Genomic DNA, 20250 nt, shown 5'->3' on the forward strand with positions numbered 1-20250 from the left:
AAACCCGGCGGCCGCCTGACCGTTTACCGACCCCGACCTAAGCTTCGCCGAACGCGACCCCGAGAGACCCTCACCCGATGTTGGACCCCGCCTGGATCATTTCGCTGCAGCTCTACCTGCCCGTGCTTTTTGCCGCCGGGCTCCTGCTGCCGATCCCCGCCCTGAGCCAACGCAAGGTCGCTTGGATCTACTCGGCCACGACGTCCAGCATTTCGTTGCTGATGACCTGCATCGTGTTCTGGGCCTTCGACTGGTCCCGGCCCCACGAGATGCAGCTCTTCGCCGAGGTGCCCTGGCTGCCGCAGTTCGGCCTGACCTTCCAGTTCGGCGTCGACGGCGTGTCTATCTGGCTCGTCGGCCTGGCCACGTTCCTCATGCCCGTCGTCGTCCTCGGCTCGCTGCTCGAAGTCGACCACGACATGCGGGCCTTCCACTTCTGGCTGCACATCCTCGAGGCCTGCCTCATCGGTACGTTCATCGCCCGTGACGTGCTCATGTTCTACGCCTGCTTCGAGTTCAGCCTGATCCCGCTGCTGTTCCTCATCGGGATGTTCGGCCACAAGAACAAACTCAAGGCCGCGAAGGTCTACTTCTACTATTCGTTCACCGGTTCGGTCTTCCTGCTCGCGGGCATCCTGTATGTCGCGTGGTTCCACTTCGACACGCAGGGCTTCTGGTCCTTCAATATTGTCGAACTGATCGCCGCTGGCCAGGCCATGAGCGTCACCGAGCAGTGCTGGGTGCTCGCCTCGTTCCTCGCGGCGTTTGCGATCAAGACGCCCATGTGGCCGTTCCACACCTGGCTGCCCCTGGCCCACACCGAAGCCCCGACCGCCGGTTCGGTCGACCTCGCGGGCCTCGTGCTCAAGCTCGGGCCCTACGGTCTGCTGCGGATCGCCATTCCGCTGGCCCCTGCAGCGGCGGCGCTCTTCGCCCCGTACCTCGGCGTCTTTGCCGTGCTCGGCGTAATCGTCACGGCCCTGATCTGCTGGGTCCAGACCGACGCGAAGAAACTCATCGCCTACTCGTCGGTCTCGCACATGGGCTTTGTCATGCTGGGCCTCTTCGCCTTCGACGGCGGCGACATCGGCGCGACCGGGGCGATGTACTACCTGATCGCCCACGGCCTCGCGTCCGGGGGCCTGTTCCTCTGCCTCGGCATGCTCTATGACCGCTTCCACACCCGCGACCTCCGCGAGATGGGTGGCCTCGCCAAAGAGATGCCGATGTGGTCGTTCTTCTTCATCCTGTTTGCCCTGGCCGCCGTCGGCCTGCCCGGCCTCAACGGCTTCGTTGGCGAGTTCCTCACGATGATGGGCACCGCCAACTCACCCGACGGTGTGCTGGGCTGGTCCTTCGCCGTGGCCGCCGCAACGGGCGTGATCCTCGCGGCGATCTATATGCTCTACTGCGTCGGCCGGCTGTGCTTCGGCCCGCTGAAGCTGCCCGAGTACGTCCCACAGAAGGAAGTCTTCGAGACCGCGATCAGCAAGCGGACGTTCCACGGCATGTCCCGCCGTGAGGTCATGACCGTCGGCCCGATCTCGGTCGCCTGCGTCGTCCTGGGCCTCTACCCCACCCCGATGCTCAGCAGCATGGAACCCGTCGTCCAAGCCAACACCGCCGCGGTGAAGGCCGAGATCGCCAAGCTCCACGGGGCCCCAACTTCAACGGGTGAAGCTGTTGTGATTGGTACGGTTCCCACTCCGGAAGAAACTATTGCGGCTTGGGCCGAAATTATTGAAGAAGCCAATACTGATTTGGAACTCAAGCCTGTAACGGCGGATCGTAAAAGCGATATCGAAGATAACGATGATGTGAAGTCATACACCTGGTCTAAGTACGACCAGAAAGCGGAGAGTTCGTTACGGGAGGCTGCCCAGTGAACCCCTTCCTCGACAAACTCGCCACGCTCTGGCCCGAGATGATCATGCTCACCGGTGCGGTGCTCTGCCTCGTCACCGGGCTCGCCCCGCAGCTGTCGTGGCGTAAGGCCACGCCGTGGGTCGCCGGCGTCACCATGGCCGTCGCGTGGATCGCCACGCTGCTCTCGCCGGTGGAATCCCACCCCCTGGGCTTCGGCGGGATCGTGCCGTACGTCAAATGCCTCGCCCTGGCGATGGGCTTGCTGCTGCTCATGGTCAACGTCGGCGTGCCCGAACGCCTCCGCCAGAGCCTGTCCTCCGAATCCGCCGCCAAGTTCAACCCCGGCGACGCGGTCCGCGGCGAGTTCTACAGCTTCTTCCTGCTCTCGATCACCGGCGTCATGCTCACCGCCGGGGCGACCGACCTCGTCTGGCTGTTCCTCGCCCTCGAGCTCACCAGCCTGCCGACCTACGTCATGATCGCCACCAGCCGCGACCGCCTCGCGGCCCAGGAATCGGCCATCAAGTACTTCTTCCTCGGCGCCCTGTCCGCCGCAGTCTTCCTCTACGGCTTCGCCCTGATCTACGGCGCGACCGGCTTCACCGAGTTCGGCCAGATCGCCGAGGCCGTCGCCGCGATGGAACGCGGCCCGTCCTCGCTGATGATCCTGGGCATGGTGCTGGCCATCCTCGGGCTCTGCTTCAAGATCGCCGCCGTGCCGATGCACGTCTACGCCGCCGACGTCTACGAGGGCGCCGCCACCCCGGTGACCGCCTTCCTCGCGGTCGTGCCCAAGACCGCCGGCTTCGCCGCGCTGATCCTCGTCATCGGCCTGGTCGGCTGGAACCCGCTGCCCGAGCCGATCGCGTACCTGCTTGTCGGCATCGCCGTGCTCACCATGACCGTGGGCAACGTGCTCGCCTTCATCCAGACCAACATCAAGCGGGTCCTCGCCTACAGCTCGATCGCCCACTCCGGTTACCTGCTGGTCGGCCTCGTCGCCGGGTTCACCACCGAGAACGTCGCGACCAGCTCGGAAAACGTCGTCGGCGGCGCGATGGGCAACGGCGTCTCGGCCGTGCTGTTCTACCTGCTGGCCTACGGCATGGCGACGGTCGGCTCCTTCGCCGTACTCGCCTGCATCCGCGCCAAGCACCCCACCATCGAGGGCGGGGACACCGAGCACGACACCATCACCTACGACGACATCGCCGGCCTCTGGTGGAAGAACCCCGTCCTCGCCGGCATCATGCTCGTCGCCATGCTCTCGCTCGTGGGCATGCCCCCGCTCGCCGGCTTCGTCGGCAAGGTCTACCTCATCGGCGCGACCTTCACCGCCGACTACTGGCCGCTCGCCGTCGCCATCGTGATCAACTCCGCCATCTCCGCCGGCTACTACCTCCGCATCGCGATGACCTGCTTCTTCGGCCAGACCAACGAGAAGGTCCACTACCTCAAGGCCCCGACCCTCACCGTCAGCGCCGCCATCACCACCGCCGCCGCCTTCGCCCTCGGCGGCTACGCCGCCAACGGCATCATCACCAAGTCCCATGATGCGGTCGTCCCCCAATCCGCTCCTGCCGAAGCGCACGTCGAACCTCAGCCAGAAATCACCGAGACTCAACCCCAAACCCCCGCTTAGCGGGTGCTTGGGTAGAGCGATACTTCGGGTAGAATTATTAGATTGATGTTTGATTCGCTTTTCTGAATCTTTATTGATTTAGCGTTTGTGTCATTGAACTGTTCCGGTCCCATCATCCCGTTTTCCTAGGGGTACATATGAAATGTGTCCATTTACTGGCCCTTGCAGCAATTTGCTTGGGAGTCGCAAGTGGTGATGCTGAAGAAGCAAAGCGTTCAGACATCGGCACCGCAGCGCAGCCGATTCGGTGCGATCAACCCGATGGAGAGCATTGGTATCTCTCTCGACTGCGACTACCCGATGGCACCGAATTAGATTGGTGGAGACTAGGGTCGGGAGGTGATAACGACTACGACGATCACATCACCGATATTTACAAGACGGATCATGGTCAAACACTATTGATGGATATGTACCACCCTCGGTATGTGGAAATCCTAGCGCCCGAAGGCTTACGGCTTCTGACGGAATGGTCCGATTCTTATGAGTACGTCAATGGCATCATCCATGATTATCCCGAAGGCCATTTGACCGACGGTGAGCTCGAATTGATCGATGAGCACGGCTGGAAGACCCAGGTCAAAGTTGTCAAAGGCATCATCGACGGCGAAATGAGGGAGTATCACGCTAACGGCCAGCTTATGCGTGTATGTGTCTATGAAAATAACCGTCGTCACGGGAAAGAACTGTGGTTTCACGACACCGGAAAGCCATGGGCAATGTATCACTATCGAGACGGAGAGCTACATGGTGATTATGAGCTCTGCGACGAGGAGGGAGTTGTTGAGGACTCTGGTCGGTACGAAGATGGGCAGCTTGTCGTAGAAGCGAGTAATTAGACACGGGTAGCTTTGCTGACCTTATAGGAGACCGTATGTCTTCTACACCGAGCGTCGGGTGATCAACAATGTCATCAATGCGAAAACACTCGCCGTAGTGGGCTCCGGAATCGGCGTGGCGATGAAGCCGTAGTGGGTGCCGTCGGGGGCGACGGCTTCGCCGACGATTTGGCCGAGGTCGTTGAGGCCGATGGGGATGGTGGAGGTGGCGCCGATCAGGTCGAAGGGGAGGAAGGTGCCGGTGGCGTCGCGGATGAAGCCGCGGGCGGGTTGGGATTCGGGGGAGCCGAGGGCGGCGAGCCAGGCGCCGACGAGGACGCCGTCGTTGTTGATCCCGCCGACGAGGGTGCTGACCGCGGCGGGGTCGGGGTGGTCGATGGTCGTGAACGCGAGGCCGTCGTGGCTGACGTAGCCGTGCAGGGCCCCGGTGGCGTCGGCGTAGAACCCGGCGATACGTCCCGCGTCGTTGATCGCCCGGACGGTGGTCGACACGGCACCGGGTACCGTGACGGTCTGGAAGGTTCCGCTCGAGGACGGGGAGAGTTGCACGAAACCCCGCTGCACGCCGCCGGCGTCGTCGTATTCCCCGACGAAGTCGCCGGGGTTGTTAAGACCGCGGATGGTGGTGCCCTGGGTCGTGCCGGGGGCGTCGTAGGTCGTGAAGGTGGGGCCGGTGAGGACAAAGCCGTGCGAGCCCGAGTTGTTGAACGAGCCGACCACGGTGCCGGCGTCGTTGTTACCGAACGCCCGGCGGTCGGTGAGTGAGGTGGGCGGGTTGATCGTTTCGGGCACGCCGCCGACGATCCGCAGCGCGTTGGCGGTGTTGAAGTCGGCCGCGTCGGTCTGATAGTAGCCCACCACATCGCCGGCCGCGTTGATGTCACGGAACCCGGTGATCGGGGCCCCGGGGAACTGGTAAGTGGTGACGGTGTACCCCGCGATCGACATCGCCGAGGCGGGCGAACCCGCCGCGGTCAGCACGATCGCATACGCAAAGACCAGCCAGCGACGCGGTTTCATCCTCTTCTCCAGCAGGCGTGCGGAATCGGGAAGCACTCCCCGTGCATGATAAAGCGCGAGCGCTGGAGCGCAAACCATTCTTTGGCCACGGGGCTGAGTCGGCATGGGTGGGCGAGGCTCCTGCCGAGCCGTAAGGTTCAGACGACACCCGGCTCGGCGGGAGCCTCGCCCTCCCGATTAATCACGTCTACCCGTCGTTACTCGTCATCGCGCATGCTGCTGAGAATCGTGGGGGCTTCGGGCTTAACGAAACACACCGGGCAAGATTCGTGCAGGTCGCCTTCGAGGAAGACCCGGTTCTGAGCCGGGGCGGCTTGGTTTGTGGTGGTGAGTGCCGGCTCGGCAACTTCTGTCTTGGCCGCGGTGACGGGGCCGATCTCGCCGGTGACGGTGTATTTGCCTTCGATGCGCACGTAGAGGGTGGCCGCTTCGTGGCTGTTGTTCGTGAAGGCGTGGGCAGTGACGCCCTGGGAGTCGAAGCTGCTGCCGGGGGCGAGGGCCTGGGCGTCGGCCTTGCCGGGGACTTCGTGGGTGGGCTCGCCCTGGATGACCACGGCGTTCAGGGGCGCGCCGTTGGTCTGCAGGTAGCCGGTGAAGCCGGGGGGGAGTTTGAGCATGCTGGCATTAAGCTCGCCGTTGGCGGGGGTGCCCCAGAGGTGAACGAGCTCGGGGCCCTCATCCGAGATCCAGGGGGTGTTGGACGCGTCGAGCCAAACGAAGTTGCTGGGGTCGACGTTGACGGGGCGTTCGCCGTTGTCGAAAGCCTCGGCCGGCGGCATCACGAGGTAGGGCCCCTTGGCGATCTCGATGAAGGCGACGTTGGTCTGGCCGGTCGCGGAGGTGATGTGGACCTCGCCAGCGGGCTGGGTCCAGTAGGAGCCGGGGGGCATCCACATGTTGGCGGCATCGGGGTCGTCGTTGTGGACCAGGCCGTGGATGACCACGCCGCGATAAGTGACGTTGTGGATGTGCGGCGGGGAGGAGAAGCCGTCCACAAACTTCACGAGGAAGCCCGTGGGCACCTTGCCCTTGCGGTCGCCCCAGATCGTGCCGGCCTGCGGGCTCTTGTCGCCCCGCGCGGGGTTCAACGCGGTCCACGGTACCTCCGACGCGGGCAGGACGTTCACGGTGGCGTCATCCGCGGTGCGGGGGCCACTCACGTACGGGGCGGTGGAGCAGCCGGTCAGGAAGGCGGCAGAAGCGGCGAGAGCGAGCAGGGGGCGGGTGTTCATGAAAGGCTCCGGGATCGAAACGGAGGATGGGTGATGACAACAGGGTAGGCACCCAATCAGCAAGACGGGCGAAATCGCAATGATTTTAATTGAAATCACGCAGGCCAGTTGCTTGTAGCTGCTTTTGAGAAAATGAGTCAGTAGCCTCAAATATTTTTTTGGATTAAGAGCGAAAACGCTGCGAGGGTGCGCACCAGGCGGTCGCGGGGGCCCTGGGTAGCGGGGCGGTGTTCTTTGACATGTGGAGACGGCAATTGCAGGCGTGCATCATTGGAACTGGTCTGGTTTTGGTCTGATCGTGGTTGGGCGGCAGACCAGACCACCAAAACCAGACCAGTGGATGAGTAGCAGAGCGGGACGGTGCAAGAGGGTTGTGCCATACTGGCCCGCATGAGCAGCGAATCATTGCGGCAGCAACTCTTCAACGAAATCCTCCTCGCCCGGCAGCGGGTTTACGCGGTGCGGGAGCCTACGCCGTTGGAGCGGTTGGACATCGGGACGGATGCCGAGGTCTGGGTGAAGCGTGAGGACCAGCCGCCGATTCACGCCTACAAGTGGCGGGGGGCGTACAACAACATGGCCACGCTCAGCGAAGAGCAGCGGCAGCGCGGCGTCGTCTGCGCCTCGGCGGGCAACCACGCCCAGGGCGTCGCCCTCGCGGCGGCGAAGCTGGGATGCTCGGCGACGGTATTCATGCCCCGGCCCACGCCGATGATGAAACGCAAGGCCGTGGCGCTGCACGGCGGGGATCACGTGACGGTCGAGTTGGTCGGCGACACCTACGACCAGGCCTACCACGCCGCGCGGGACTACGCCGCAGAGCACGGCCTGGCGTTTGTCCACCCCTACGACGACCTGGCGACCATGGGCGGGCAGGGCACGCTTGCGGACGAGGTGGTGATGTCGGGCACCGGGCCGTTTGATGTGGCGTATGTGCAGATCGGTGGCGGGGGGATGGCGGCGGCGGTGGCGTGTTGGCTCAAGCACTACATGCCGGGCATTCGAGTGGTCGGCGTCGAAGCGGAGGGCCAGGCCTCCATGAAGGCGGCGGTCGCCCACGGCGGCCCGGTGGAGCTCGAGAGCCTCGACATCTTCTGCGACGGCACGGCGGTGCAGCGGGCGGGCGACCTGACGTTTGAGCTGTGCCGAGAGTTGATCGACGAGTTCATCACGGTGAGCAACGCCGAGGTGTGCAACGCGATCCGCCGGTTCTGGAACTGGCGGCGGCGGATCGTCGAGCCGGCCGGGGCGTTGGGCTTGGCGGGGTTGCTTTCGCAGCAGGACCGACTCAGCGGAAAACGCGCCCTGGCCATCACCTGCGGGGCGAACCTCGACTTCTCCCAGCTCGCGGTCATCGCGGCCGACACGGGCATCGGCGGGCAGGTGCGGCGTCACCTGCGGTTCCGCATCGACGAATCGCCCGGGGCGTTGCTCGGTCTGCTGCGGGACGTGCTGGGCGGGTGCAACATCGTGGAGTTTCTTTATGGCAAGGCCCGGGCCGAGTACGCCGAGCCCGTGATCGGGTTGGACGCTTCCGATGAAGTGCTGCAAACGGTGATGCAACGCTGCGCCGCAGTCGGCATGCCGGTCACGGATATCACCGACGGCGAAGACGTCGATTTCCGGGTCATCAACTACGACGCGTCGTTGTTCCATCAGCCCCTACTATTGCGTTACGAGTTCCCCGAGCGGGCAGGGGCGCTCAACGAATTCCTCGAAACCATCCAGCCGCGGGCGAACGTCTGCTACTTCAACTACCTCTACTCCGGCGAGCGGGTCGGGCGGGCGCTCGTGGGGCTGGAGTTCGACACGGACGGCGACCGCCAGGCCTTCCTTGAGTTGCTCGATGAACACCCCGTGCTGCGATTGCGGCACCGCGTACTCTCGGCGGAAACAACGCAGCGGATGCTCGGCCTCCCGACAGGCGGGCAATAAAAAACCTGCCCACGGAGGTGATCCGCGGGCAGGTGTGTTGATTCAAGAGTTGGGTTGTGGGGCTTAGCCCTTGGTCCAGGTCGTACCGCCGTAGATGGCCGAGTCGCCGAGCTCTTCGGCGATGCGGATGAGCTGGTTGTACTTGGCGTTGCGGTCCGAGCGGCAGGGGGCGCCGGTCTTGATCTGGCCGCAGTTGGTGGCGACGGCGAGGTCGGCGATGGTGCTGTCTTCGGTCTCGCCCGAGCGGTGGCTGAGGACGGCAGAGTACTTGTTACGCATGGCCAGGCCCACGGCGTCGAAGGTTTCCGACAGGGTGCCGATCTGGTTGACCTTGACGAGGATCGAGTTGCCGCAGCCGGTGTCGATGCCCTTCTTGAGGAAGTCCTTGTTGGTGACGAACAGGTCGTCGCCGACGAGTTGGACCTTCTCGCCGAGCTTGTCGGTGAGGGTCTTCCAGCCGTCCCAGTCGTTCTCGGCCAGGCCGTCTTCGATCGAGCGGATGGGGTACTTCGCACACCAGTCTGCCCAGTAGTCGGCCATCTCGGTGCTGCTGATGATTTCCTGGCTGCTGGAGAAGAACTTGTAGCCTTCCTTGCCGTCCTTCTCGGCTTCGTTCCAGAGCTCGGAGGTGGCGGGGTCGAGGGCGACGAAGATCTCTTCACCCCACTTGTAGCCGGCCTTGTCGGTGGCTTCTTCGATGAACTTCAGGGCGTCTTCGTTGCTCTTGAGGTCGGGGGCGAAGCCGCCCTCGTCGCCGACGGCGGTGGACAGGCCGTTCTTCTTCAGGACGGACTTGAGGCTGTGGTAGATCTTCACGCCGGCGTGCATGGCGTCGGCGAAGTTGTCGAAGCCCCAGGGCTGGATCATGAATTCCTGGAAGTCGACGGTGTTGTCGGCGTGCTTACCGCCGTTGAGGATGTTGAGCATGGGCACGGGCAGGACCTTGGCGCCGCTGCCGCCGAGGTAGCGGTAGAGCGGCAGGCCCGAGGCCTCGGCTGCGGCGTGGGCGACGGCCATGGAGACGCCGAGAATGGCGTTGGCGCCGAGCTTGCCCTTGTTGTTCGTGCCGTCGAGCTCGATCATCAGGCGGTCGATGTACTCCTGATCACGGGCGTCCAGACCCATCAGCTCGGGAGCGATCTCGAGGTTCACGTTGTCCACGGCCTTGACGACCGACTTGCCGAGGTAGTAGTTCTCGTCGCCGTCGCGGAGCTCGACGGCCTCGTTTTCACCGGTGGAAGCGCCCGAGGGGACCATGGCCCGGCCGGTGGTGCCGTCGGCGAGGTGGACCTCGACCTCGACGGTGGGGTTGCCGCGCGAGTCGATCACTTGGCGGCCGTGGACGATATCGATTTCGAAACTCATGGGGAGGCCTCTCAGGTAGGGGGCGTTGGGGGAGGAAACGGGCGATTTCATGGCGAAAACGACCGCTCTGGGCGGGCGAGTGTACCGGGGGCGGCGTGCCGACTCAAATGAACAGGGTTAGCCTTGAGTTTGGATTGTCGTTCCAATCCCAGGGGCGCAGCAAGGAAGCCGACGGCCGCATGCGCGACCGCCAGCCGGGGCTCGGATGAGCCCGTGGGGTGGGGCTGATTTGTGGTGGGTATCGGGCTAGGCGTCGGGCGACCGGGGGTTAGTCGTCCTGATCCACCGCAGCGAGCGATTGTCCCTCGCCGGGCAACGCGGGCCAGAGCTCGACCGCCGCCCGTGCTTCGGGGTCCTGGAGGTAGGAGTACGTCGGGGCGTGGCTGATCCGGATCGTCGGGGCGCTCGTGCAGCCCACCCCCAGTGACCCAAACAGGCCCAGGGCGAGAACGAGGCTGGCGATTTGCCCTCGGCGGCGTTTCATGGAGGTGTTCCCAAGAAGATCCCCGAGGACTGGCCGTGCTTTAGATTGGAAAAGCCCGATATGATCCATCAGTGGCAACTATGCGTTATGCCGTCCGTCACGCCAGCGAGGCCGCCGTTGAATCTCCCATGAGCCGTCCACAAGCCCTACAGATGGACTTATTCGCACAAGCGGGGGTGGGTGTGCGGGTTGTACGGCCCGAAATCGGCTCGGCGATCCCCACCCCACGCGCCGCCGCCCGGGCAGAGACCCCCCGCGTCTGCGTGCTGGGCTCGGGCTCGGGCGGCAACTCCACGGTGCTGAACCACGCGGGGCGGTCGCTCCTCATCGACGCGGGCTTCGGCCCACGCACCACCACCCAGCGCCTCGCCCAGGCGGGTCTGACGCTGTCCGACCTCAGCGCGATCTGCCTGACGCACTTCGACACCGATCACTTCCGCAAGACCTGGATCCGCCCGATGGTCGATCTGGGCATCACGCTCTACTGCCACCACTGGCACCTGCCCGACCTCCGCAAGGTGCAGAACAATCAGCAGCTGTTTGATGCGGGACTGGTCGAGCCGTTCGACGACAAGCCGTTCGAGGTGTGGGACGGCCTGGAGGCCTCCACCGTCCGCCTCCAGCACGATCGGCAGGGCACCATCGGCTACCGCTTCGACACCCGCGACTTCGCGGTCGGCCTCGCCACCGACCTCGGCCACGCGCCCGAACACCTCTGCGTCCACATGGCTGGGGTCGATGTGCTGTGCATCGAGTCGAACTACGACGAACACATGACCGTGAACTCCCCGCGCCCCGCGTGGGTGAATCGGCGGAACCTGTCGGACTCGGGCCACCTCTCCAACGAGCAGTCCCTCGCTGCGGTGCAGCGCATCGCCGAGCTCAGCCCCCACGGCAACCCGCGGCGCGTCGTGCTGCTGCACCGCTCGAGCCAGTGCAACCACCCGATGAAGGTGCAGCGCTGTTTCGAGACCGATCCCGCGATCGCCAAACGCGTCACGCTGACCGATCAACGCCGACGCACACGGTGGATCACTGCGCCGCCGCTGCGGGCGGTCCGACGCCGCCAACAAACCTTGGCCAGGGTGCGGGTGCGTGAATCGGCTTAATCCGTGTCGGACACCGATCGCAGCCGATACACCCGCTCGGCCATGCGTGACGAGATTTTCTGCCCGCATTCCGGGCAATCCCATCGCCCCGCCTGGATCGTCGGCCAGAGCTCGTATCCACACGCCAGGCACCGCCCGCGCCCCAGCACGCTCAGGACGTGCCGGTAGTTCAACACGGCCGCCCAGACGTATATCACCAAGCTGACGACCGAAAACGCCAGCAGCAGCGACGCGACGACCCACGATCGCCCGTAGATCGGTACGCCGTTGAACGCGATCGGTGTAGCCAACCAGCACAAGAGCATCGGCAGTGCCAGGTGTCGCGCTCGCGCCCAAGTCGGGTGGCGGATGGACGCCTCGAGCGAATCCATTATTCGCCTCTCGATCCGAACAACGCGTCGAGGATCACCCCACGCACATCCGTGCACGGCCGCGGCGTCTCCGACACGCCTGTGCCGATCAGAAGCGGCTGCAACTCCGATGGGTTGTTGATGCGCCCGTGTGTGCCACGCACCAGATCGGTGTCGAGCGGGGTGACGTCCATGAGTTGTCGGAAGCCGAGTTTCTTGCGCAGCAGCTTCCACGCGATCGCGGCCTTGCCTTTGTCCGCGAACAGCTCGCGCGGGTCGTAGCCTGGCTTGCGGTGGATGTCGACGGTGCGGGCGAAGTCCGGGGCCTTGCTCTCATCTAGCCAATAGTCGTAGGTGAACCACCGTCCCGGGTCCGCAACGAGCACGGTGTTGCCCGCGCGCGGGTGCTCCATCTCCACCGGCTGACATCCGGGGATGAGCGGCAGCTCCAGGCCGGGCTCGTGGTACACGTGGGCAATCTGGTGATCTGCCACCGCGAACGCCCGGCAGGCCCCGGGGTCGAGCAACTCGCCGCCGTCTTCTTCACGGACTTGAAGCAGCCCGGCCCCACGCAGCATCTGGTTGATGTTGATCGCGGCGTCCTGCGGGAGCGTGGGCTCGATGCCGTACTCGCTGAGCAGGACGACGCGGACATCACGCTTGGCGTAGTGATCGAGCAGGTCGCCCACCACCGCGTCAACCTCGGCAACATGTTGCGGGATGTCGGCGTGATCGGGGCCTAGCTTCTGCAGGCCGTAGTCGAGGTGGGGCAGGTAGACGAGGCTGAGCGAGGGCTGGTGCCACTGATCCACCCGCATCGCGGCGTCGGCGATCCACCGCGTCGAGGTGATGTCGGCCAGCGGCCCCCAGAAGCGGAACAGCGGGAAGGTGCCGAGCTCGGCTTGCAGGCGGTCACGCAGTTCGGGGAGGTTGGCGTAGCAGTCGGGGATCTTGCGCCCATCCGCTTTGTAGATCGGGCGGGCCTGCAGGACGATGTCGCACGCCGAATAGGTGTTGTGCCACCAGAACAGGTTGGCGCAAGTGAAGTTGGGGTTGCGCTTCTTTGCCGTTTCCCAAACCTTCTCGCCGTGGACGAGGTGGTCGCTGCGTTGCCAGAATCGGACTTCGCAGGTGTCGCGGTGGTACCAGCCGTTGCCGACGATGCCGTGTCCCCCGGAACCGTCAACGGGCAAACCCGTGGTCATCGACGCCTGGACGCTGCACGTTACCGCGGGGAAGACGGGTTGCAGGGGGGTGACGCCGCCGGTGGCCTCGGCGTAGGCATGGATGCGCGGCGCGTGCGGCAGCAGCGAGGGCGTGAGCCCCACCACGTTCAACACCGCGATCGTTTGCATCGACTCTGCCATTTAGCTTCCTTTGATCCATCGCTGACCTGCGAGACTCAGCACCGCACACCCCGCGCAGAACACCGACATCGGCCACAAGCCCATCAGCCCGACAAACAACGCATCGACCAGCGCCATCCCCGCGATCATGACGCCGATCCACGAGGCGAGCTTGCCCATGCTCGGCAACGCTTCGCCCCAGGCGATGAGCGTGATGATCAACGTGTAGCACGTAATTGCGAGCACACTGCCCAACACACGCGGGAGGTCGGCGTCGATTCCAACCCCCGCCATAAACGCCGAGGCCGATAGCCAGATCACCAACCCGCGACATACGGGCATGAGCACCAGCCCCGCCCAGCGCCAGCGGTGCAAAAGGTTGTAGCCCAAGATCGCCGCGACCAGAACGCCCGCCCACACCGACACGGCTTGCGGGTAGACGAGGGTGCACGCCCAGCCCAGGGCCAGCATGACCACCCCGCCGATGAATGCTTCTCGCTGCGTAACCCGTCCGCTGGGGATCGGGCGGTTGGGGCGATCCTCTTTGTCGATCGCGACATCGCACGCGTCGTTCAGCACCATTCCGGCGGTGTAGAGCAGGCTCATCCCGACGAGTAGCAGAAACGCCTGGTCAAGCAATCGGCCCAGGTCGCCCCAGCCGATCGGCGGGACCTGGCCGGGGTACTCTTGGCGGAGCGGTTCGAGGAGGGCGACGAACATGCCGACCGACAGGCCGTGCACGACGTTCGACCACACGGTGGGCAGGTTGCTGATGCGCCCGAGGTTGAGCCAGGCCTTGAGGTACTTCCCGATCATCGGCCGTGTTCCGTGAGGACCCACTGCAATTCGTCGCCGATGCCCGCGGCCAGGTCGTCGGTCTGCAGCGATTCGGGCAAGACATCCCAGGCGTAGGTCTCGACCTCGAAGTGGTGCGTCTCGTCCTCGGGTTGGATGGCGGCGAGGTAGTCGCCGATCTGGGATTGGGTCGTGTCGCTCGGGCCGAGCGTGTCGAGGTGGACCGGGACGTGGAAGTGCACCCGCCATTCGCCACGCGGCTGGGGTTGATCCGCGAGTGCATCGGGCAGGTCGAGGTAGCTGTTCACCCGGCCGTCGTCGGTGCGGATCGAGGTCTGGTGGAGGTAGCGGTTTTCGCAGAAGCCGTGGAGCTGAGTCAACGCGGCGGAGCGTGTTTCGGCATCCATCGTGTCGAAGTCGACACGGACCGCCGAGGAGAGTTGGGCCTTGCCGACTTTGATTCCCGCGTCACGGTAGTTCTGCAACGCCTCGGCCTGATCTTCGAACATGACCGCGGCGTGGCAGACGTCGTGGCACACGCGGAGGTACGACAACACGCTCAGGTCGTCCGCGCCGCCGAGCAGGAACTGTTCGAAGAACTGGACGACTCCCGCCGAGGTTTCCAGGATGCAGCCGGGCTCGGGTTCGAGGTCGATGTGGATGTGCTTGCCGGTGTCGAGCTCGATGCGGGCCAGCGTGTGGACGAGCTGCATGAGTTGGTCGGTCGCGGCCTGGGCTTGCTTAGGGTAGTCCTCCGGCCGGCCGCAGAACGACGACGGCCACCCCAAAGGCAAAGTTGAGATCGATCCTTCTTCCGCGTCGTCCGGGAGCAACTCGGCCAGGATCGACGCGAGGCCGAGCGTGTAGTCGTAGCGGTCGCGGTCGGCCCAGTGGGGTAGATACACCTTGCCCTTCATGACGGGTTGATGGAAATCGTCGTAGGGGAAGCCGTTGAACGTGTACGGCAACAGGCCATGCTCGGACAGCCAGGCGCGGAAGTCGGGGATGAGTTTTTCGGCGACGGCGTCCTGCATCGCCTGGGCCGAGAGCCAGAGCCCGACGCCCATCGGCGCATCGGGGCTGACGCGTTGCTTGACCGGCAGGGCGTAACGCTCAAGGTTGGCTTTCATCTGCGCGAACGAAGCGCCCGCGTGGACGTTGGTGCAGTAGCCGAGGATGGTGCCGGAGCCGAGGGCGTCGCGCATTGAGGTATTAAACCACGAAGCGGGGGACAACACGAAGGGTGTTAAGCTCGCGGTCGTCTTGATGGATCGGGGTGGCCGGGGATGAGGCTTGGCGAAACCCAGGAACGGTTTGCGGGGTGCTGAGCTCTTGTCTGTGGTTCCGGGGCATCGCGGACCCTGCCCCGGCCACCCAAAGTTGTGAATGCAAACGTTAGACGCTGAACCGGCCGGACTGGGAAAGGAACGCTTTGGGGTTGGCGAAGGTGATGCGATCGATGAGCTTTTGGGTGTGGCCGCGGGCCTTCATCTCGGCGATGCACTTGGGCACGCTCAGCGGGTCGGAGTGGCCCCAGTCGCCCGCGGAGTTGATCCAGAGGCGTTCGTCGCCGTAGCACTCGACGATGTCCACGGCCCGCTGGGGGGTGCATTTGCTGTCGGGGTAGAGGGTCATGCCCGCCCAGTAGCCCTGGTCAAGCACCATGCCGACGGTGTGTTCTTCGACGTGGTCGATGAGGACGCGCTCGGGGCGGATCCGACCGTCGCGTTTGAGGGCGTCGAGGATGAGCTGGGTGCCTTTGAGTTTGTCTTCGAGGTGGGGCGTGTGGACGAGGATGAGGCGATCGTGCTCGGCGGCGACGGCGATCTGCTCTTCGAGGATGGCCATCTCGTTCTTGGAGTTTTTGTTGAGGCCGATCTCGCCGACGCCCAGGACGTTGGGCTTGTCGAGGAACTCGGGCAGGAGCTGGATGACCTCACGGGCGAAGCCGGGGTCTTCGGCTTCTTTGGGGTTGATGCAGACCCAGGCGTGGTGGGCGATGCCGTGGGCGGCGGCGCGCTTGGGCTCGACCTCGGTGAGCTGGACGAAGTAGTCGTAGAACCCCTGCGGCGAAGAGCGGTCGTAGCCCGCCCAGAACGCGGGCTCGGTCACGGCGACACAGCCGGCCAACGCCATGCGCTGGTAGTCGTCGGTCGTGCGGCTGACCATGTGGATGTGGGGGTCGATGTAGGGCAAGGGCAGGGAGTAGGCAGTAGGGGAGAGCGGCTTAGGGTTGTGGGGCGCCAGAGGCGCCTTTGCCGGGGGCTTTGTCAAGGAGGTCCGTCGTTGGGTCGCTGAGTTGTTCGAGGATTTGGCGGGTGCGGTCGGGTTGGTCGCTGCTGAGTAGCTCGAGGGCGTTGCGCAGGGCGGCGAGGCGGAAGTCGGTGTCGCCTTGGGCGTTTGAACTTCCGGGGGCCCGGTCGCAGCGGTCGAGGAACGCGGCGAGGTCCAGGAGCTTGGCGCGGTACTCGAGGAAGGTGCGGTCGAGCAGGGCGTCGAGGGGCTCGGGGCAGGTTGGTTTTTTAGGTTTGGCCATGGCGGCTGGGGTCAGCGGGTGTTGGCTTGGGTGGCAGAAGTGAGTTCGTCGATGCAGCGTTGCATGAGCGCGGTGTCGATCTCGTGGAGGTCGAGGGGGTCGGCGACGCCGCGGATCATGGTGACGGTGAGTTGGCCGCCGAGGTGTTCGCGGAACTCGTTGAGACCGTCGAGCAGGGCGGGGTTGGTCAGCTCGGGGTGTGCGAGGGCGAAGCCCATGCGGGTGAGCGTGGCTTTGATATCGGTTGCGATTGCGGGAGTGAGCAGGCCGGTGTGGGCGGCGTAGGTGACGTCGAGGGCGAGGCCGATGGCGACGGCCTCGCCGTGGCGGAGCTCGTAGCCGGTGAGTTGTTCGAGTTTGTGGGCCGACCAGTGGCCGAAGTCCAGCGGGCGGGCCGAGAGGTTTTCGAACGGGTCGCCGCCGCCGCCGTCGGCTTTGGATGCGGTGATGTGGTGCAGGTGGAGCTGGGCGGAGCGTTGCCAGACGTCGTCGCTGAGCGTTGAGGTGCGGCGAGCAAGATCCTCGGCGTTGTCTCGGAGCAGCGTGTAGAACTCCGCGTCCTTGAGCAGCGCAACCTTGACCGCTTCCGCGAGGCCGCAGCGCCAGTCGCGGTCGGACAGCGTGTCGAGCAGGGCCAGGTCGTTGACCACGGCGTGGGGCACGGCGAAGGTGCCGATGAAGTTCTTCTTGCCGAACATGTTCACGCCGTTCTTCACGCCGACACCCGAGTCGCCCTGGGCGAGGGTGGTCGTGGGCATGCGGACGAGACGCACCCCGCGGTGGGTGACGGCCGCGGCAAACCCCACCATGTCGAGCAGCGCCCCGCCCCCAATCACCAGCACTGTCGATCGGCGGTCGATGCCCAAACGGTTTATCTCGCCGAGCAGGCTTTCGAGCAGCGACAGGTCGTTCTTGCCTTGTTCGCCCCCGGGCATAGCGCGGAATCCGACGAGACGCGGGAGGCGGTCGGCGTGGTAGGCGACATAACCTTTGAGGTCGCGTTGCAATGTGAGCGTGGACTCGACCAAGCCCTGATCCACCACGACCCACAGCCTCGGCTCGCCCGGCTCGTCGCGCACATCCAGCACCTGGGCGAGCGTAGGGTTACTCACGTCAAACGCTCCGCGGGTAAAACGCACGCGGTGGGGCAACTCAAGATGGACGGTGTGGTCGGTCGGCACAAAAGAATCCGAAGGGAAACCAAACCCTTAGTTTAGTCAGAAGAACCGCGGAGCCGATCCAGGAACTCGAAATAATCGGGGAAGGTTTTTTCGACGCAGCTCGGGTCGTTGATCACCACCTGGCTGCCTTCGCCGCCCGAAGCGCCTAGCCCCGCCACCGAAAACGCCATCGCCATGCGGTGGTCGTCGTAGGTGTCGATCTCGGCGCCGCCCAAACTCTCGAGCGCAGCGGCCACGCCCTCGGCGGGGGGGGTGATCGTGATGTCGTCTTCAATCGTCGTGACCGATGCGCCCAGCTTGATCAGCTCGTTCTCGAGCGCGGCGATGCGGTCGGTTTCTTTGACACGCAGGTTACCGACGTTGCGGATCGTGGTGGGGCGGTCTCCGAACAACGCGACCACGGCCAGCGTCTGGGCCATGTCGGGCATGTCGTTGAGGTCGACATCCACGCCGCGGATCTGGCCGTCCACCGGCGCGGTGATGGTGGTGGAGTCGAGCTTCTGGTCGACGCCGCATCCCATCCGCCCGAGCACATCGCAGAACTCCGCGTCGCCCTGGAGGCTGCGCGAGCCCAGGCCCTCAACGGTGCAACGGCTGCCCGGCACCACGGCCGCGGCGGCGAGGAAATAGCTGGCGTTGCTGGCGTCCGGCTCGATGGGGTAGTCGTAGTGCCGGTACCCGCCCGTTGGCACGTGCACCGCGCGGTAGCCGGTGTCGGCTTCGAACTCGGCGCCGAACTGCTTCATCAGGTTCAGCGTCATCTTGACGTAGGGTAGGCTGGTCACCGGTCCGTCGAACTCGATCTCCAGGCCACGCTGGAGGTACGGCCCGATCATCAGCATCGCCGAGATGAACTGGCTCGACAGCGTCGGCGTGAGCTCGAGGAACCCGCCGTTCATCCCCGGGGGCTCGGCGATGATCTTCAGCGGGGGGTAGCCGTCTTCGCCGAGGTACTCGATGTCGGCTCCGAGTTCGAGCAACGGCTCGACCAGTTCGCCGATGGGGCGCTGCCGCATGCGTGGGATGCCGTCGAGGGTGTACTCGCCCAGGCCCAGGCACAGCGCCGCGGTGAGGAAACGCATGGCGGTGCCCGCGTTGCCCAGGTGCAGCTCGGCCTCGGTGCTGGGGATCGTGCCGTGCTTGCCGCGGATGGTCACGGCGCGGTTGGGCTCGTCGATGTTGAGTTGGAAACCCAGGGCTTCGAGCGCTTCGAGCATCCGCCGGGTGTCGTCGGCAAACAGGACGCCGGTGAGTTTGGACGAGCCCTTGGCCAGCGCGGCGAGCAGCAGGGCGCGGTTGGTCAGGCTCTTGGAACCGGGCGGGCGCAGCGTGACATCGAAGGGATCGAGCCGGCTGATAGGCAGTGATTCAAGCATATTCACAGCAAAAGTTTACCGTTTTCGCCCAGAAGTGTTGTTGACAAAGCTCTGCGTGGATCAACCCTCCGCCTTGCGGAAGACGGCCACGACGTTGGCCACGGGCACGACAAACAGCCGGTTGTCGCCCTCGAAATCGACCGGAATCGCGTCTTTGGGGTTGAACAGCACGCGGTCGTACTGCTCGATGGGGTATTTCTCGTCGACGGCGACCTCGGCCGAGACGGTCACGACCCGGCCGGTGAGGGTGGGGATTTCGATCTTGTCGGGCAGGTGGATGCCGGACTTGGTCTGCTTCTTGTCCTGGTCCTTGCGGATCAGCACGCGCTTCCCGATGGGCTCGACGGTTTCGAGCGGCTGGGGTTTGGAGGTTGGGGTGGATTGACTCATAGCTGAGCTATTTTAGAGCTTTCCCCAGCCGACTTCTAGCGGGCACGTTGTCGCAGCGATGCGGATGTGCTGATCACGACTACATCTGGGGAACAAATTTCGTATCTTGTGCGTTGCTATAGGCACGTGCCGGTCCGTCGCCTCGAAGCGGACGGACTCCGGTTTTGATCGCGGTATCCGAGGCTCCCCATGACCGATTCGTCCCTAGCTCCCCACCAACTTTCCGAGGCGGCCCCTGTGGTGCTCGATCACGTCGGCCCGCTGCGTGAAGTCCTGGGCCAACTCGCCCGGCTCGTCGATCAACTCGACGACACCGCCTACAACACCAAGCCCGTCACAACCTACGGCGGCAGCATCGGCGGCCACGTCCGCCACTGCCTCGACCATGTGAGCGCCCTGCTCTGCGGAACCCATGGCGACCTCATCGACTACGAGGCTCGTGAACGCGGCACCGACATCGAAACCAACCCCGTCTCGGCCTGCTCCGAGCTGCAGCGCCTCGACACGGCTCTGGCCGAGCTGCCCGAAGACGTCGGCCAACTGGAGGTGACCACCTCCATCCTGCTCACCCCGTCGGGCCCCGCGCTCAAAGCCCCGTCGAGCGTGGCCCGCGAACTCGCCTTCGTGCTCAGCCACACCATCCACCACAACGCCATGATCGGCGGCATGGCCAAAGCCCTGGGCAGCGACGTCCCCGCAGACTTCGGCATGGCCCCGGGCACCCTCGAACACCAACGCAAGCGTCAAGCCCAGGCTTGAACACTCGGTCGGGTTACCCGTTCTC

General features: G+C 64.7%; 19 protein-coding genes. 6 read left to right on the forward strand and 13 right to left on the reverse strand.

Going from position 1 to position 20250, the window contains the following annotated elements:
• The first annotated feature begins 77 nt into the window (after positions 1–77).
• The 3 genes from HNQ40_RS15610 to HNQ40_RS15620 all read left to right on the forward strand — a co-directional run bounded on the left by HNQ40_RS15610 (position 78) and on the right by HNQ40_RS15620 (position 4347).
• Positions 78–1886, forward strand: coding sequence for an NADH-quinone oxidoreductase subunit M (locus tag HNQ40_RS15610; protein WP_184678755.1), 1809 nt, complete (start codon positions 78–80; stop codon positions 1884–1886).
• On the forward strand, positions 1883–3508 hold the full coding sequence (locus HNQ40_RS15615) for an NADH-quinone oxidoreductase subunit N (protein ID WP_184678756.1): 1626 nt from the start codon (positions 1883–1885) through the stop codon (positions 3506–3508). The genes HNQ40_RS15610 and HNQ40_RS15615 overlap by 4 nt, the downstream gene beginning before the upstream one ends.
• 137 nt (positions 3509–3645) lie before the next feature.
• A complete protein-coding gene (locus HNQ40_RS15620; protein ID WP_184678757.1) occupies positions 3646–4347 on the forward strand; it encodes a toxin-antitoxin system YwqK family antitoxin in 702 nt (233 codons plus the stop codon).
• Between the two features lie 42 nt (positions 4348–4389).
• Here the strand turns inward: HNQ40_RS15620 and HNQ40_RS15625 are convergent, their stop codons facing one another.
• A complete protein-coding gene (locus HNQ40_RS15625) occupies positions 4390–5367 on the reverse strand; it encodes a hypothetical protein (protein ID WP_184678758.1) in 978 nt (325 codons plus the stop codon).
• 197 nt (positions 5368–5564) lie between these two features.
• Positions 5565–6599, reverse strand: coding sequence for a DUF4437 domain-containing protein (locus tag HNQ40_RS15630; RefSeq protein WP_184678759.1), 1035 nt, complete (start codon positions 6597–6599; stop codon positions 5565–5567).
• A 390-nt stretch (positions 6600–6989) separates the two neighbouring features.
• On the opposite strand from HNQ40_RS15630, the gene ilvA reads away from it, so the two are divergent.
• The gene (gene ilvA / locus HNQ40_RS15635; protein ID WP_184678760.1) at positions 6990–8534 is read left to right on the forward strand and encodes a threonine ammonia-lyase, biosynthetic; all 1545 of its coding nucleotides are present in this window, start codon (positions 6990–6992) and stop codon (positions 8532–8534) included.
• A 63-nt stretch (positions 8535–8597) separates the two neighbouring features.
• On the opposite strand, the gene eno is transcribed toward ilvA, so the two are convergent.
• Together eno and HNQ40_RS15645 are read right to left on the reverse strand one after the other, a co-directional pair.
• Positions 8598–9899, reverse strand: a complete 1302-nt coding sequence (gene eno, locus HNQ40_RS15640) for a phosphopyruvate hydratase (RefSeq protein WP_184678761.1) — start codon at positions 9897–9899, stop codon at positions 8598–8600.
• Positions 9900–10167: 268 nt separating this feature from the next.
• Entirely contained in the window at positions 10168–10383 is a 216-nt protein-coding gene (locus tag HNQ40_RS15645; protein ID WP_184678762.1) for a hypothetical protein, read from the reverse strand.
• 128 nt (positions 10384–10511) lie between these two features.
• On the opposite strand from HNQ40_RS15645, the gene HNQ40_RS15650 reads away from it, so the two are divergent.
• Complete coding sequence (locus HNQ40_RS15650; protein WP_184678763.1) at positions 10512–11492, forward strand: MBL fold metallo-hydrolase; 981 nt, start codon at positions 10512–10514, stop codon at positions 11490–11492.
• Here the strand turns inward: HNQ40_RS15650 and HNQ40_RS15655 are convergent.
• From HNQ40_RS15655 to HNQ40_RS15695, 9 genes are all read right to left on the reverse strand, one after another.
• Complete coding sequence (locus HNQ40_RS15655) at positions 11489–11863, reverse strand: hypothetical protein (protein WP_184678764.1); 375 nt, start codon at positions 11861–11863, stop codon at positions 11489–11491. The genes HNQ40_RS15650 and HNQ40_RS15655 overlap by 4 nt on opposite strands.
• Entirely contained in the window at positions 11863–13209 is a 1347-nt protein-coding gene (locus HNQ40_RS15660; RefSeq protein ID WP_221435571.1) for a nucleotide pyrophosphatase/phosphodiesterase family protein, read from the reverse strand. Before HNQ40_RS15660 ends, HNQ40_RS15655 begins: the two co-directional genes overlap by 1 nt.
• On the reverse strand, positions 13210–14004 hold the full coding sequence (locus HNQ40_RS15665) for a UbiA family prenyltransferase (RefSeq protein ID WP_184678765.1): 795 nt from the start codon (positions 14002–14004) through the stop codon (positions 13210–13212).
• Positions 14001–15188 carry a metabolite traffic protein EboE gene (gene eboE / locus HNQ40_RS15670; RefSeq protein ID WP_184678766.1) on the reverse strand — a complete coding sequence of 396 codons (1188 nt, stop codon included), beginning with the start codon at positions 15186–15188 and terminating at the stop codon, positions 14001–14003. Before eboE ends, HNQ40_RS15665 begins: the two co-directional genes overlap by 4 nt.
• 190 nt (positions 15189–15378) lie before the next feature.
• On the reverse strand, positions 15379–16179 hold the full coding sequence (locus HNQ40_RS15675) for a TatD family hydrolase (RefSeq protein WP_184678767.1): 801 nt from the start codon (positions 16177–16179) through the stop codon (positions 15379–15381).
• A gap of 31 nt (positions 16180–16210) precedes the next feature.
• Positions 16211–16519 (reverse strand): hypothetical protein, encoded by a 309-nt coding sequence (locus HNQ40_RS15680; RefSeq protein WP_184678768.1) that lies wholly within the window; start codon positions 16517–16519, stop codon positions 16211–16213.
• An 11-nt stretch (positions 16520–16530) separates the two neighbouring features.
• Positions 16531–17700, reverse strand: coding sequence for a 3-dehydroquinate synthase (locus HNQ40_RS15685; RefSeq protein WP_184678769.1), 1170 nt, complete (start codon positions 17698–17700; stop codon positions 16531–16533).
• A gap of 32 nt (positions 17701–17732) precedes the next feature.
• Positions 17733–19076 carry a 3-phosphoshikimate 1-carboxyvinyltransferase gene (gene aroA, locus HNQ40_RS15690; protein WP_184678770.1) on the reverse strand — a complete coding sequence of 448 codons (1344 nt, stop codon included), beginning with the start codon at positions 19074–19076 and terminating at the stop codon, positions 17733–17735.
• A gap of 60 nt (positions 19077–19136) precedes the next feature.
• Positions 19137–19466 (reverse strand): co-chaperone GroES, encoded by a 330-nt coding sequence (locus HNQ40_RS15695; protein WP_184678771.1) that lies wholly within the window; start codon positions 19464–19466, stop codon positions 19137–19139.
• 189 nt (positions 19467–19655) lie between these two features.
• Between HNQ40_RS15695 and HNQ40_RS15700 the strand changes: the two genes are divergently transcribed.
• A complete protein-coding gene (locus tag HNQ40_RS15700) occupies positions 19656–20225 on the forward strand; it encodes a DinB family protein (RefSeq protein WP_184678772.1) in 570 nt (189 codons plus the stop codon).
• Positions 20226–20250: the final 25 nt, after the last annotated feature.

The organism is Algisphaera agarilytica, from assembly GCF_014207595.1.
Classification (GTDB): domain Bacteria; phylum Planctomycetota; class Phycisphaerae; order Phycisphaerales; family Phycisphaeraceae; genus Algisphaera; species Algisphaera agarilytica.

Bases quoted from the DNA above. Each gene is read 5' to 3' on its own strand.
- HNQ40_RS15665 (WP_184678765.1), bottom strand. From the start codon at position 14,004: ATGATCGGGAAGTACCTCAAGGCCTGGCTCAACCTCGGGCGCATCAGC.
- aroA (WP_184678770.1), bottom strand. From the start codon at position 19,076: ATGCTTGAATCACTGCCTATCAGCCGGCTCGATCCCTTCGATGTCACG.
- HNQ40_RS15610 (WP_184678755.1), top strand. From the start codon at position 78: ATGTTGGACCCCGCCTGGATCATTTCGCTGCAGCTCTACCTGCCCGTG.
- HNQ40_RS15645 (WP_184678762.1), bottom strand. From the start codon at position 10,383: ATGAAACGCCGCCGAGGGCAAATCGCCAGCCTCGTTCTCGCCCTGGGC.
- HNQ40_RS15680 (WP_184678768.1), bottom strand. From the start codon at position 16,519: ATGGCCAAACCTAAAAAACCAACCTGCCCCGAGCCCCTCGACGCCCTG.
- HNQ40_RS15660 (WP_221435571.1), bottom strand. From the start codon at position 13,209: ATGGCAGAGTCGATGCAAACGATCGCGGTGTTGAACGTGGTGGGGCTC.
- eno (WP_184678761.1), bottom strand. From the start codon at position 9,899: ATGAGTTTCGAAATCGATATCGTCCACGGCCGCCAAGTGATCGACTCG.
- HNQ40_RS15655 (WP_184678764.1), bottom strand. From the start codon at position 11,863: ATGGATTCGCTCGAGGCGTCCATCCGCCACCCGACTTGGGCGCGAGCG.
- eboE (WP_184678766.1), bottom strand. From the start codon at position 15,188: ATGCGCGACGCCCTCGGCTCCGGCACCATCCTCGGCTACTGCACCAAC.
- HNQ40_RS15695 (WP_184678771.1), bottom strand. From the start codon at position 19,466: ATGAGTCAATCCACCCCAACCTCCAAACCCCAGCCGCTCGAAACCGTC.
- ilvA (WP_184678760.1), top strand. From the start codon at position 6,990: ATGAGCAGCGAATCATTGCGGCAGCAACTCTTCAACGAAATCCTCCTC.
- HNQ40_RS15650 (WP_184678763.1), top strand. From the start codon at position 10,512: ATGAGCCGTCCACAAGCCCTACAGATGGACTTATTCGCACAAGCGGGG.
- HNQ40_RS15620 (WP_184678757.1), top strand. From the start codon at position 3,646: ATGAAATGTGTCCATTTACTGGCCCTTGCAGCAATTTGCTTGGGAGTC.
- HNQ40_RS15630 (WP_184678759.1), bottom strand. From the start codon at position 6,599: ATGAACACCCGCCCCCTGCTCGCTCTCGCCGCTTCTGCCGCCTTCCTG.
- HNQ40_RS15625 (WP_184678758.1), bottom strand. From the start codon at position 5,367: ATGAAACCGCGTCGCTGGCTGGTCTTTGCGTATGCGATCGTGCTGACC.
- HNQ40_RS15700 (WP_184678772.1), top strand. From the start codon at position 19,656: ATGACCGATTCGTCCCTAGCTCCCCACCAACTTTCCGAGGCGGCCCCT.